Source organism: Roseospirillum parvum, from assembly GCF_900100455.1.
Classification (GTDB): domain Bacteria; phylum Pseudomonadota; class Alphaproteobacteria; order Rhodospirillales; family Rhodospirillaceae; genus Roseospirillum; species Roseospirillum parvum.
Genome location: NZ_FNCV01000004.1, coordinates 183,382 through 195,587, shown reverse-complemented (window position 1 = coordinate 195,587; position 12,206 = coordinate 183,382). Strand labels below are relative to the sequence as shown.

The 12,206-nt window shown below is 70.9% G+C and carries 11 protein-coding genes; 7 read left to right on the top strand and 4 right to left on the bottom strand.

The annotated features are described in order from the left end of the window. Positions 1–35 precede the first annotated feature (35 nt). Both BLR95_RS07810 and BLR95_RS07805 read right to left on the bottom strand, forming a co-directional pair. Positions 36–779, bottom strand: coding sequence for a rhomboid family intramembrane serine protease (locus BLR95_RS07810; protein WP_245689358.1), 744 nt, complete (start codon positions 777–779; stop codon positions 36–38). A gap of 107 nt (positions 780–886) precedes the next feature. Continuing rightward, positions 887–2,857, bottom strand: a complete 1,971-nt coding sequence (locus tag BLR95_RS07805; RefSeq protein WP_245689356.1) for a bifunctional diguanylate cyclase/phosphodiesterase — start codon at positions 2,855–2,857, stop codon at positions 887–889. A 189-nt stretch (positions 2,858–3,046) separates the two neighbouring features. On the opposite strand from BLR95_RS07805, the gene BLR95_RS07800 reads away from it, so the two are divergent. The 5 genes from BLR95_RS07800 to BLR95_RS07780 all read left to right on the top strand — a co-directional run bounded on the left by BLR95_RS07800 (position 3,047) and on the right by BLR95_RS07780 (position 9,033). Then, positions 3,047–4,420 carry a class I SAM-dependent RNA methyltransferase gene (locus BLR95_RS07800; RefSeq protein ID WP_092617932.1) on the top strand — a complete coding sequence of 458 codons (1,374 nt, stop codon included), beginning with the start codon at positions 3,047–3,049 and terminating at the stop codon, positions 4,418–4,420. Positions 4,421–4,505: 85 nt separating this feature from the next. Then, positions 4,506–5,198: a hypothetical protein gene (locus BLR95_RS07795; protein ID WP_092617929.1), complete on the top strand. Its 693-nt coding sequence runs from the start codon at positions 4,506–4,508 to the stop codon at positions 5,196–5,198. A gap of 146 nt (positions 5,199–5,344) precedes the next feature. Beyond that, positions 5,345–6,328 carry a ubiquinone anaerobic biosynthesis protein UbiU gene (gene ubiU, locus BLR95_RS07790; RefSeq protein ID WP_092618345.1) on the top strand — a complete coding sequence of 328 codons (984 nt, stop codon included), beginning with the start codon at positions 5,345–5,347 and terminating at the stop codon, positions 6,326–6,328. A 47-nt stretch (positions 6,329–6,375) separates the two neighbouring features. Further along, positions 6,376–7,287 (top strand): ubiquinone anaerobic biosynthesis protein UbiV, encoded by a 912-nt coding sequence (gene ubiV, locus BLR95_RS07785; protein WP_092617926.1) that lies wholly within the window; start codon positions 6,376–6,378, stop codon positions 7,285–7,287. Between the two features lie 141 nt (positions 7,288–7,428). Further along, positions 7,429–9,033, top strand: a complete 1,605-nt coding sequence (locus BLR95_RS07780; protein WP_092617923.1) for a GGDEF domain-containing protein — start codon at positions 7,429–7,431, stop codon at positions 9,031–9,033. 10 nt (positions 9,034–9,043) lie between these two features. On the opposite strand, the gene BLR95_RS07775 is transcribed toward BLR95_RS07780, so the two are convergent. Further along, on the bottom strand, positions 9,044–10,243 hold the full coding sequence (locus tag BLR95_RS07775) for an ABC transporter permease (protein WP_092617920.1): 1,200 nt from the start codon (positions 10,241–10,243) through the stop codon (positions 9,044–9,046). An 8-nt stretch (positions 10,244–10,251) separates the two neighbouring features. Next, a complete protein-coding gene (locus BLR95_RS07770) occupies positions 10,252–11,034 on the bottom strand; it encodes an ABC transporter ATP-binding protein (RefSeq protein ID WP_092617917.1) in 783 nt (260 codons plus the stop codon). 127 nt (positions 11,035–11,161) lie between these two features. Between BLR95_RS07770 and BLR95_RS07765 the strand changes: the two genes are divergently transcribed. Together BLR95_RS07765 and BLR95_RS07760 are read left to right on the top strand one after the other, a co-directional pair. Further along, positions 11,162–11,617, top strand: a complete 456-nt coding sequence (locus BLR95_RS07765; RefSeq protein ID WP_245689354.1) for a MarR family winged helix-turn-helix transcriptional regulator — start codon at positions 11,162–11,164, stop codon at positions 11,615–11,617. Between the two features lie 139 nt (positions 11,618–11,756). Continuing rightward, positions 11,757–12,035 (top strand): DUF4405 domain-containing protein, encoded by a 279-nt coding sequence (locus BLR95_RS07760; protein WP_092617914.1) that lies wholly within the window; start codon positions 11,757–11,759, stop codon positions 12,033–12,035. The last annotated feature ends 171 nt before the right edge of the window (positions 12,036–12,206 follow it).

Genomic DNA, 12,206 nt, shown 5'->3' with positions numbered 1-12,206 from the left:
GGCGGCCTCCGGACACGCCGCCGAGTAGACGGCCCTCAGAAGCGCCACCGGCGCCCGGAAACCGGAATGCTGCTGCGCCGCCGGGTCGCCCCGGGCAGCGGCGCCGGCCCCGCCGAGCGGCCGGCGAAGAACGGCACCCGGGACGACTTGAACAGCCCGATCAGCACCATCCCGGCGACAAAGCCGCCAAGATGGGCCCCATAGGCCACACCACCGCCCTCGACACTGGCCCCGAGGCCGGCGAACTGCATCAGGAACCACACCCCCAGCACCACCACCGCCGGCAGGCGCAGGACCAGAAAACCGGCCCAGAACAGCACCCGGGCCCGGGGATAGAGCAGAATGTAGGCCCCCAGCACGCCGGAGACGGCCCCGCTGGCGCCGATCATCGGCACCGTGCTGTCGACGTCCAGCGCCGTGTGGGCCAACCCCGCCGCCACCCCGCACAGGGCGTAGAAGACGACGAAGCGGCCATGCCCCATGCTGTCCTCGACGTTGTTGCCGAACACCCACAGGTACAGCATGTTGCCGATCAGGTGCATGGTGTTGCCGTGCAGGAAGGCGGCGCTGAGCGGCGTCGCCCAGGCCGGCAACAGGACCAGCTCGGGCGGCAGGTGGTTGCTGCCGACGATCACCGAGGGGATCGCCCCCAGGGCCAGCACATAGCGGAACTCCAGCCCCGGCGGCAGGGTGGACTGCCACAGGAAGATGGCCACGCAGGCGCCGATCAGGCCCCAGGTGACCCAGGGCCGAAGGCGCGTCGGGTTGTCGTCGTGCAAGGGAAGCAAGGGCAGCCTGCGGCGGAGGGTAAGCCGGAACGACCCGGCGGGCACCCCGACAAGGTCGGCCCTGACACGACGCCGGTCAAGCCCGCCCGCCCCGCCGCTCAGACGTTCTGGCGCAACCCGGGCATCACCGAGGCGGCGGCCAGACGGTCCGGCGACTGCTTGGCCGCCTTCTTCAGGTCGGCGATGACGCTGGCGATGTCGTCCAGGCTGGCCGGGGCGTGGCCGGCCGGGATCTCGATCAGCGCGGCGCTGGCCGAAAGCAGCGGGAAGCGGCGCATCTGGCCCTCGCGGTCCTTGGCGTCGATGTAGCCGCGCTGGCGGGTTTCCTCGTCGTAGAAGCTTTCCACGTCGCGCCGGAAGCGTTCGATCAGGTGGCGCACCCGCCCCTGTGCCTCAAGGAAGCTCATGCCCCGGAAGGCGGCGAAGAAGTCGTCGCCGCCGACGTGGCCGAGGAAGCAGACATCGCCCGGCAGGTTCTTGCGCATCAGCTCGGCGAACAGGGTGATCGCCCGGTCGCCCTGGCGGAAGCCGTAGGCGTCGTTGAACGGCTTGAAGTTGTCGAAGTCGATGTAGGCCACCGTGTGCTCGGTGCCCTTGCGGTCCAGCGCCTCGGTCAGATAGGTGTTGATCAGGTGGTTGCCGGGCAGCTTGGTCAGCGGGTTCTGGTCGCGCGCCAGGGCCAGGTTCTTGTCGTTGATGACGCGCAGCAGCGAGCGGGCCGACAGGAAGCCCTCGTACTTGCCGTCGCGCACCATGATGATGCCGAGCGACGTCTCGTCGGCCGAGAAGACCTCCAGCACCCGCTCGGCGGTGGCCGAGATGTCGGCCACCGGGCAGCTCCAGATGAAGTCCTTCAGCTTGCGGCCCAGGGTCTTGTTGGACAGCAGGTCCTTGCCGTACAGCGAGTAGGTGTATTCCTTCAGGTCGCGCTCGCGCACGATGCCCATGGGCTCGTTCAGGCTGTCGACCACGGGGAAGAAGGTGGCCGACTTGTCGGCCCGGAAGCGCTCGAACACGCGGGCCATGTCCTCGCCGTAGATGATCGGGGTCAACTGCTCGATCTGCGCGGCGATCAGCCTCTGGTCGCCTTCCGGGGCCTGCCGGCGGTCCGAGCCGACCAGCTCGGCGACCCGCTGGTAGCTCAGCGACAGGGCCTCGATGCGCACCTGCGGCGGCTGGACCAGATAGCCCTGAATGAAGTCGCAGCCCAGCTCGCGGCAGACGTGGAACTGCTTGTCGGTCTCCACCCCCTCGCCGATCACCTTGACGCCCATCAGGTGGGCCATGTTCACCATGTGGCCGACGAACATCTTCTTGCGCGCGTCCGAGCCCAGCTCGTCGATGAAGAAGCGGTCGATCTTGATGTAGTCGGGCTCGGCGAAGTACATCAGCCGCAGGTCGGAGAAGCCGGCCCCGAAGTCGTCCAGGGCCAGCCGGCCGACGGCGCGGCGCAGGTGCTTGACGGCGGCGCGGGCCTGCTCGGTCGAGGTCAGCGGCAGGCGCTCGGAGATTTCCAGCACCAGGTTGTCGTGGCTCAGGCCGGCGCGGCGCAGCAGCACGTCGATGCCCCGGCTCAGGCGCTGGTTGTCGACCACCGAGAGCTGGCCCAGGGTGCGGCAGTCCATGTTCAGGAACAGCTTGAGGTCGACCGCCCCGGGCACGGTGGCGAACTTGGCCAGCGACTTCTCGTACAGCGCCACTTCCAGTTCGGGCAGGATGCCGTCCATGGCGGCGGCGTCGAGCAGGCCGTGCGGGTCGTCGAAGCCGCAGGCGGTGAAGCCCCGGATCAGCGCCTCGAAGCCCTGGGTCTGGCCGCCGTGGGCGCCGACGATGGGTTGCAGGGCGATGTCCAGGTCCTGGACGATGCGGTGCCAGCGCGGCGGCAGGGTGGCCACCGAGTTGCGCAACGAGAAGGCCGGCTGATAGGGTCCGGCCGGGCGCTCCATCAGGTGGGCCCGGGCCCGGCTGGCCGGACCGACCGCCGGCTGGGCAGCGCCCAGCGCCCCCTGGTCGGCCAGGGCGGTGCGGCCGCCGTTGGCGGGGATCAGATCCTGGAGTTCCGGAAACACGGCGCGTGGGCCTCCCGATATGGAACATGGCGCGACGCCTTCTTCCACACCCGCGCCGTTCGGGAATCAAGCTGACCGAATGGCTTACACGGAATCTTCATTGATTGAGGCTTCAAGCGTGGAACATCTAGTGGGTCCTTGCGTGTCTCCGGCGAGTTGCCCGGGGCGCCGTAACCGGAAGAGTCGACGATGAGCCGCCGCCCCCGCCCCCGGGGCGCCGCCGCTGGCTCGCCGAAACGCCGAGTCGCCACCGAGTCGGCGGCGATCGACGTCATCATCGACTCGCTGGGGGCCCGCGGCGACGGCCTCGCCCGGTTGGGCGACGCGCCGCTGTACGTGGCCGGCGCCCTGCCCGGCGAGCGGGTCTCGGTGCGCCCCGGGGCGCGGCGCGGCGACGGTCGGGTGGGGCGGCTCGAGGCGGTGCTGGAGGCCAGTGCGGATCGCGTCGCCCCGCCCTGTCCGCTGGCCCATCCGGGGGGCTGCGGCGGCTGCACCCTGCAACACCTGGCGCCGGCGGCGGTGCAAACCGAGAAGCGCCGTCTGGTCGCCACCGCCCTGACCCGGGCCGGCCTCGACCCGGCGCTGGTCGCCGCCCCCCTGGCCGTGCCGCCGGGGCGACGCCAGCGGGCCAGCCTGAGCGGCAAGCGCATCGGCAAGGGGGTGGTGCTGGGCTTCCAGGCGGCGGCCAGCCATGACGTGATCGCCGTCGGGCACTGCCCGGCCCTGCACCCCGACCTCGACCGCCTGCTCGGGCCGCTGGCCGAATTGCTGGCCGGGCTGACCACTTTCCGCGCCGGCGGCGTGCGCCTGCAACGGGCCAACCCGGGGCCGGAGGTGCTGATCGATCTGGCCGCCCCGCCCGACCTCAAGGCCCGTCAGGAGCTGGCTGCCTTCGCTGAAACCCAGCGGCTGGGCCGGCTGGCCGTGAACAGCCCCGAGGGCCTGGAGCCGGTGGCCGACCACGCCCCGTGGATCGAGCTGGGCGGGGTGCCGGTGGGGCTGCCGCCGGGCAGCTTTCTTCAGCCCTCGGCCGAGGGGGCGGCGCTGCTCGGCGGGCTGGCGGTGGCCGCCCTGGCCCCGCTGGACGGCCGGCTGGCCGATCTCTTCGCCGGCCTTGGCACCCTGACCCTGCCGCTGGCCGCCGCCGGCCGCGCGGTGCACGCGGTGGAGGCCGAGGCGGCGCCACTGAAGGCCCTGGCCGGCGCCGCCGGGCGGGCCGGACTGGCCGTCACCACCGAGGCCCGCGACCTGTTCCGGCGCCCACTGGCCGGGGCCGAGTTGGCCGGTCTGGCGGGCCTGGTCTTCGATCCGCCGCGGGCCGGCGCCCTGGCCCAGGCCGAAGCCCTGGCCGAGGCGGCGCGGCGGCCCCTCCGCCTGCTCGCCGTGTCCTGCAACCCGGCCACCCTGGCCCGCGATCTGGCCCGGCTGGTCGACGGCGGCCACCGGGTGCGCACGGTGCTGCCGATTGATCAGTTTCCCTGGACCGCCCACGTGGAAGCCATGGCCATCGTCGATCAGGCGCCCGGATTGCCCCTGCCCGACCTGGAACGGTTCCGAAATTGACCCGGTGGGCGACTGGAATACCCTTGAAGACTCGGTCCCTTTCCCAGTATCAGTCTTCCTCTCGGCTTATAGCTGGAGGTCCTCCATGTCCCAGGGAACGCCCCCGCCGTTCTCCCCCTTTCTGATTCTCGGCATCGTGCTCAAGCCGCTGCCCTTCGCGCTGGCCCGCCGGGCCGCCCGACCGCTGCTCGACAACGTGGCCCGCGATCTGGCGCCCCGTCTGGCCGGCCGGCTGGCCGGGCTGACCGGTCGCGTCGCCGTGATGCCCACCGACCTGCCCTATGGCACACTGTTCTATGTCGGCACCGGCAGCGACGGGCAGACCGCGCTGTCGATCGACCTGATCGACACCCGCCACCCGGTGGAGGCCGAGGCCCGCGTGCGCGCCCCGACCTCGGTGCTGCTCGAGCTGACCCACGCCCAGGGCCACGACGGCGACGCCAGCTTCTTCTCGCGCAGCCTGATCATGGAGGGCGACACCTCGCTGTCCATGGCCTTCCGCTACGGCCTGGAAGAGGCCGAGTTGACCTCGGGCGAGTTGGCCGCCATGGCCGCCCCGCTGCCGGGTGACCTGGGGCGCCGTCTGGGTCAGGCCCTGGAAGGGCTGATCGACGCCGCCTCGGCCGATGCCTCCCGGGTCCAGGAAGCCCTTCTGGCGCCCCTGTCCGGGCGTCTCAACCGCCTGGAAAAGGCCGCCAACCGGCTGCGCGAGGACGTCGATCAGGTGCTGAAGTCCAGCCCCCGCCGACGCCCCGCCTCGCAGGCCTCGGGCGCCTGACCGTTCGACCATAAGGGGGCGCCCCGCCCCCTTGCCCCAAGGGGAACGCCATCACCATGTCCCTCGCCCCCACCGCCCCCCCGGCCAACGACACCGAGCCCACCGGCCCCGACACCGGCCCGACCACCGGCAAGACGCCGCGCAAGATGGAGCTGGTCTGCCCGGCCGGCACCATGACGGCGCTCAAAACCGCCGCCGAGGCGGGGGCCGACGCCATCTACTTCGGCTTCCGCGACCGCACCAACGCGCGCAACTTCCCGGGCCTCAACTTCACCGCCGCCGAGGCCGAGGAAGCGGTCGCCCTGTGCAAGGCCAAGGGTGTCAACCCCATGGTGGCGGTCAACACCTACCCCGTCGCCGGGCACGAGAAGCTGTGGCACGACGCGGTGGACACGGTGGCCCGCATCGGGGCCCACGCCATCATCGTGGCCGACATCGGGCTGGCCGCCTACGTGGCCGAGAAGCATCCCGACCTGCGCCTGCACCTGTCGGTCCAGGCCTCGGCCTCCAACCCGGAGGCGGTGGCCTACTACGCCGAGACCTTCGGGGTGCAGCGGGTGGTCCTGCCCCGGGTCTTCTCGCTGGAGGAGATCCGCGACATCACCGCCGCCGTCGCGCCGGTCGAGACCGAGGTCTTCGTCTTCGGCGGCCTGTGCGTGATGGCCGAGGGGCGCTGCTCGCTGTCGGCCTATGTCACCGGCTGCTCGCCCAACAAGGACGGCGCCTGCTCGCCGGCCTCCTCGGTGCGCTACGTGCAGCAGGACGACGTGCTGATCTCCAAGCTGGGCGACTACACCATCAACCGCTTCGAGGCCGACGAGGACGCCGGCTATCCCACCCTGTGCAAGGGCCGCTACGTGGTCAACGGCGAGGAGATGTACCTCTTCGAGGACCCGGCCAGCCTGGACGCCACGCCGATCCTGGGCGAGCTGGCCGAGGCCGGCGTCGCGGCGCTGAAGGTGGAGGGCCGTCAGCGCGGCAAGGCCTACGTCCAGGCCGTGGTCGGCAGCCTGCGCCAGAGCATCGACTCGCTGGCCAGCGGCGCCGCCACCCCCAGCGACGACAAGGCCACCGCCTTCATGGAAGGCCTGAAGCGCACCCAGGGCGTCTACCGCCGCGATTGGCGCTGACGCCTCCAGGCCCCTTCCCCCCTCCCCCTGGCCGTTCGAGAGACCCCATGACCGCCGACCGCCGCCTTGTTCTCGGCCCCCTGCTCTACCACTGGCCGACCGAGACCCGGCTCGACTACTACCGCCGCATTGCCGAGGAAAGCCCGGTCGACGAGGTGGTGCTGGGCGAGGTGATCTGCGAGCGCCGCCTGCCGCTGGTCCGCGAGGCCAACGCCAAGGCCGCCGAGATGCTTGAAAAGGCCGGCAAGACGGTGGTCCAGGCCACCTTGGCCCTGCCGGTCGGCCCCAAGGAGCGGGCCGCCCTGTCGGAGGTGTGCGCCACCCCGGGCCCGGTCGAGGCGGCCGAGGCCGGGGCCCTCAAACACCTGAAGGGCCGGCCGCACCGGGTCGGGCCGTTCGTCAACACCTACAACGAAAGCACCCTCAAGGTGCTGGTCGCCAATGGCGCCGAGGTGGTCTGCCTGCCCTGGGAGCTGGGGGCGGAGGCCATCGCCACCCTCTCCGGCGCGGCGCGGGCGGGGGGTGCCGAGGTCGAGGTGCAGGCCTTCGGCCATGTGCCGCTGGCCATCTCGGCCCGCTGCTACACCGCCCGGGCCCAGGGCCTGAGCCGCGACGCCTGCCAGTTCGTCTGCGGCAACGACCCCGAGGGCATGTACGTCAAGACCATCGACGACCAGCCGATCCTGCGCGTCAACGGGGTGCAGACCCTGTCGGTGGGCCTGCAGGTGCTGGTCGACGAGGTGCCGGCCCTCCTCAAGGCCGAGGTCAGGCGCCTGCGGCTGGCCGCCGAGCCGATGGACATGGTGGCCGTGGCCCAGGTCTACCGCGGCCTGCTGGACGGCGCCATTGAGCCCGCCGAGGCCCATCAGCGCCTGAAACCGCTGCTCGCCGACCGCGAGGTGTGCAACGGTTTTTATCACGAAACGGCCGGCGTCAACTGGATCGAGGCCGCGTCTTAAGGCATCCTGCGTGATTATGGAATCACGCAGGAGACACCGCCCCCGCAGTTCCACCGCATATCATCGCCGTGATCCCCCGTGGATCGCGCGGAAGCGACGCTGACCGGGGCGGATCGGCTGGTGTTCAGGTTGGCTGATCGGATGGCGCGACACTCCGCTTCCTGGCGGCCGTTCTGGTTCGCCTTTCCCGTGCTCGCCCTGGTCCTGCTGGCGGGACTGGCCGGCTATGCCGTCTGGGCGGCCTCGGCCGAGCTGGCGGAACTGCGCCGCGACGAGCGCTTCGCCGTCAACCTTCAGGCCGAGGCGGTGTCGCGCGGCCTGACCGAGGTGGCCGACGACATCTGCTGGCTGTCCCACCAGAACGAGCTGTCGGCCTTCCTGGCCGATGGCCTGCCCGAAACGGCGGCCCGCATGGCCGTCGAGTACCAGGTGCTGGCCGCCAACGTGGGGGTCTACGACCAGATCCGCTTCATCAACGCCGGTGGCTGGGAAGCGGTGCGGGTCGACATGAAGAACACCTTCGCCTACCGGGTGCCCGACCGCGACCTGCAGGACAAGTCCGGGCGCTACTACGTGGGCGAAATCCTGGCCCTGCAGCCGGGTCAGATCTATGTCTCGCCGCTCGACCTCAACATCGAGCATGGCGAGATCGAACTGCCCCACAAGCCGATGATCCGCGTTGGCACCCCGGTCGCCGATGACAGCGGGCGGGTGCGCGGCCTGGTGCTCATCAACTACCGGGCCCAGGCCATGCTGGACGCGGTCAAGGCGGCCGGCGCCGTCTCGCCGGGCGATGCCATGATGCTGAACGACGCCGGCTACTGGCTGGTCACCCCCAATCCGCCGCCCGGCTGGGGCTTCATGTTCCCCGAACTGGCCCAGGATCGCATGGCCGACCTCCACCCCGAGGCGTGGGCCGCCATGCGGGCCGAGGGCAGCGGCGCGGTGCGCACCCCGGACGGCCTGTTCACCTTCCGCACCCTCTACCCGCTGGTCGGCCTGGGCGACTGCGCCGGGGCCGTGGAAAGCACCGCCATGCCCGAGCAGCGGGCCGGCTATGCCTGGATCATGGCCTCGCACGTGCCGGCCGAAACCCTGGACCGCATGGTCCGCGAGGCCGCCCTGGGCGCCCTGTGGGTCGGCCTGCCGGTGCTGCTGCTGCTCGCCGTGCTGACCCGGACCATCGGTCTGATGATCGCCGAGCGTCAGCGCCACCGGGCCTATCTGGAATCGCTGGCCCGCGTCGACGGCCTGACCGGGCTGGCCAACCGGATGACCTTCGATGAGCGCATGGAAACCGAGGTCACCCGCGGCGCCCGCTCCGGGCGCGGCTTCGCCCTGCTCTACCTCGACCTGGACGGCTTCAAGGCGATCAACGACAGCGCCGGCCACGCCGCCGGCGACATCGTGCTGAGGGACGTGGCCGAGGCGCTGAAGGGCTGCTGCCGGGCCGCCGACCTGCCGGCCCGGGTGGGCGGCGACGAGTTCGTCGTCCTGCTGCCCGAGGTGCCCGACGCCGACGCCGCCCGCACGGTGGCCGAAAAGGTGCTGGCCCGCATCGAGGCCCTGACCTGGCCGCACGGCATGACGGTGGGGGTGAGCGTCGGCGTTGCCCTTTGGCCCGACCACGGGCGCACCGCCACCGACCTGATGCGCCGCGCCGACGAGGCCATGTACGCCGCCAAGAAGGCCGGCAAGGCTCAGGTGCGGCTGGCCGGGAAAGAGGACGAAGGCGCGGCGGGGTGAGGCGCCTCCCTCACGCCCCCCACAACAGCGTTTCACGCGCATAGAGGCGGGCGCACAGCCACAGCAGCAGGGCCGAGACCGCCATCGTCGCCCCGCCGGCGACCAGCACGTTGAGCGTCGAGACCGGATCGCCGCGCACCAGTTGGCCCATCAGAAGGGTCTGCCCGTAGGTCGGGATGGCCATCATCCACAGCTCGGGATTGACCGGCACGAAGACCATGGCCAGCCCCGGCATGGCCGGCACCAGGGGCATCAGGCCCAGCCACGTCTGGGCTTCCTTGAAGCTTCGGGTGATGGTGGCGATGATGATCTGGATGGCGGTGGCGAACATGATCAGCGGCAGGCACACCGCGACCAGCCCCAACAGGGCCATCGGCTCCAGCCGCCCGGCCAGCGAGTAGGGCCCCGCCCCGGCCAGCGAAAAGCTGATCTTGAACGCCGCCAACTGCACGAAAAGCGCCATCAGGGTGAAGATCAGGGCGGCCGCGAACTTACCCAGCATGACCTGCCAGCGCGACACCGGGTTGGCCAGCAGGGGCTCCAGCGAGCCCCGCTCGCGCTCGCCCGAGGTGGTGTCGATGGCCAGATAGACGCCGCCGATAAAGACCGTGAAGATGATGAACGGCGGCACCATGAACAGGAAGAAGTCGTTGATCCGGGCCTCGCGCATGGAGACGTTGACCGTCTCCACCTCAAGCGGGCTGAGGTCGTCCAGGGTCAGGCCGACCGAGCGCAGGGTGTCGCGGGCGTGGCGGTTGTTGAAGTCGCGGACCAGCCGGGTCACCGTGCCCGAGGCGACCACGGCGGTCAGTTGCGCCGCGTTGAGAATCACCTCGACCCGGGCCCGCCCCTCGCCGGCCATCCGTTCGCCATAGTCGGGCGGGATGTGCAGCACCACCTTGGCTTCGCCGTCGCGCACCACCGCCTGGGGGTCGCCGCCGACCGCCTCGATGCGCGCCCCCTGATCGGCGATGAAGGCGATCAGCTCGGGCGCCCGTTCGCCCCCGGCCACCTTCACCGTGATGTCCGACTGCTGGGTGCGATCAATGCTCATCATCGCCGAGACGGCGGTGACCAGCAGGCCGAGCAGGATCGGCCCCAACAGCGGATAAACGAAGGCCACCGTCAGGCTGCGCCGGTCGCGCAGGTTGTCGAGCAGTTCCTTCAGGCAGATGACGCGGATCGGGGCCAGCATGGGGGTCCTCACCATGGCACGTCTCACGAGGCGGCGGTGGCCGGGGCAACGGCCGGCGGGGTGGGGGCGTCCAGGCTCTGCCCGGTCAGGCTCAGGAAGACCTCTTCCAGGTCCTGAAGGCCGGTGCGGGCGCGCAATTCGTCCACCGCCCCCTCGGCGACCACCCGGCCGTCGGCGATGACCACCAGATGGTCGCACAGGGCGGCCACCTCGCTCATGATGTGGCTGCAGAAGACAACACAGCGCCCCTGGTCGCGAAACCCCCGGATGAGCTCGCGCATGGCCCGGCTGGAGGCGATGTCGAGCCCGTTGGTCGGCTCGTCGAGCAGCAGGTTGGGTGGTTCGTGGACCAGGGCGCGGGCCAGCGCCACTTTCAGGGTCTGGCCCTTGGAGAACCCCTTGGCCCGGCGGTCGAGCACGTCGTCCATGCCCAGCCGCTCGGCCAGCACGCCGATGCGCCGCTCAAGCTCCGCCCCCTTGAGGCCGTGCAAGCGGCCGAAGTAGCGCACATGCTCGCGCGCCGTCAGGCGGGGATAGAGCCCCCGGTTGTCGGGCAGCACGCCGAGGCGGGCCTGGGCGGCGCGGGTCTCGGCGACCACGTCCAGGCCGTCGATGGTGGCCCGTCCGGCGTCCGGCTTCATCAGCCCGCAGAGGATGCGCAGGGTGGTCGTCTTGCCCGCCCCGTTGGGGCCGATCAGCCCGGTGATGCGGCCGTCGCGGGCGGTGAAGCCGACCTCGCGCACCGCCTCGACCACCCGTCCGCCGGGTCCCTTGAAGCGCTTGGCCAGAGCCTCGACCTCGATCATCGGCATCCTCCTCCCGGCTGCCCGGGGCAGCATACCCGTCCCGGCCGTGGCGGCAACCCACCCGGCTGATGTGAGAGCCCGGCGTGGTGATTGCCAGAGCCCCGCCCGCCTGCCTATAGTGAAGTCCGTGAGCCAGTCGTATCAAACCATCGTCGGCATGATCGAGCGTCTGCACCGCCATTTCCTGGACGTGCTGCGGGTCGAGTTGCGCCGTCTGGGGATCACCGACATCAACCCGGTGCAGGCCCTGCTTCTGGCCAACATCGGCGACGACGACGTGGTCATGCGCGACCTCAAGGATCGCGGCTACTACCATGGCTCCAACGTCAGCTACACCATCCGCAAGCTGGCCGAGGCCGGCTACCTGACCCAGGCCCGCGACCCCTTCGACCGGCGCGCCGTGCGCCTGGAGATCACCGCCAAGGGCCGCGAGTTGTGCCAGCACATCAGCCAGTTGCAGGGCCACCTGATGGAGACCATGGAGCGCCACGGCCTCTGTGAACCCAAGCTGGCCGAGGCGGTGGACAGCCTGGAGCGCCTGGAGCGCCTGTGGGCCGACTACGTGCGCTACGGCCGGCTGTAGGGCCGGCGGCGGTCACACACGGTTACACTTTTCCCCGCATCGCGACACATCGGCGTTACCGCCGGTGGGCAGATTGGGCGGCGTCGCGACGATCACGTCGCAAGCCCCCAACCCCCTCTGCCGTCGAGGAACCAACGCCATGACCACCCTTGCCGTCGCTCGCCCGAACAACCGCAATCGCACCCGTGCCCTGCTCACCCTGATCGTCGCGGTCGGCTTTCTGATCCTGGCCGCCACCGGCCTGCTCATGCTGTTCGGCCCGGAGCGCGGCGAGACCACCCTGCTCACCCCGCTGATGCGCCCGGCCCACGAGATCCACGAGATCGCCAGCATCGCCTTCCTGGCTGTCGGCGTGTGGCACGTGGCGCGCCACTGGCGCACCCTGATGCGCCACGTGCGTACCCTGATCGACGCCTGAGCGGACGGCAAAGGGGCGCCGCCCCCTTGACCCCCGCCGGGGGGACCTGGGGCCCCCCCGGACCCCCGCCATGAGTCAAAACCCCACCGAGGGGGGCAAGCCCCCTCGGTGGGGTTTTAAGTCATGGTGGGGTCTGGGGAGGCCCCACGGCCTCCCCAGCGGGGATCAAAG

Bases quoted from the DNA above. Each gene is read 5' to 3' on its own strand.
- BLR95_RS07800 (WP_092617932.1), top strand. From the start codon at position 3,047: ATGAGCCGCCGCCCCCGCCCCCGGGGCGCCGCCGCTGGCTCGCCGAAA.
- BLR95_RS07795 (WP_092617929.1), top strand. From the start codon at position 4,506: ATGTCCCAGGGAACGCCCCCGCCGTTCTCCCCCTTTCTGATTCTCGGC.
- ubiU (WP_092618345.1), top strand. From the start codon at position 5,345: ATGGAGCTGGTCTGCCCGGCCGGCACCATGACGGCGCTCAAAACCGCC.
- ubiV (WP_092617926.1), top strand. From the start codon at position 6,376: ATGACCGCCGACCGCCGCCTTGTTCTCGGCCCCCTGCTCTACCACTGG.
- BLR95_RS07780 (WP_092617923.1), top strand. From the start codon at position 7,429: ATGGCGCGACACTCCGCTTCCTGGCGGCCGTTCTGGTTCGCCTTTCCC.
- BLR95_RS07775 (WP_092617920.1), bottom strand. From the start codon at position 10,243: ATGGTGAGGACCCCCATGCTGGCCCCGATCCGCGTCATCTGCCTGAAG.
- BLR95_RS07770 (WP_092617917.1), bottom strand. From the start codon at position 11,034: ATGATCGAGGTCGAGGCTCTGGCCAAGCGCTTCAAGGGACCCGGCGGA.
- BLR95_RS07760 (WP_092617914.1), top strand. From the start codon at position 11,757: ATGACCACCCTTGCCGTCGCTCGCCCGAACAACCGCAATCGCACCCGT.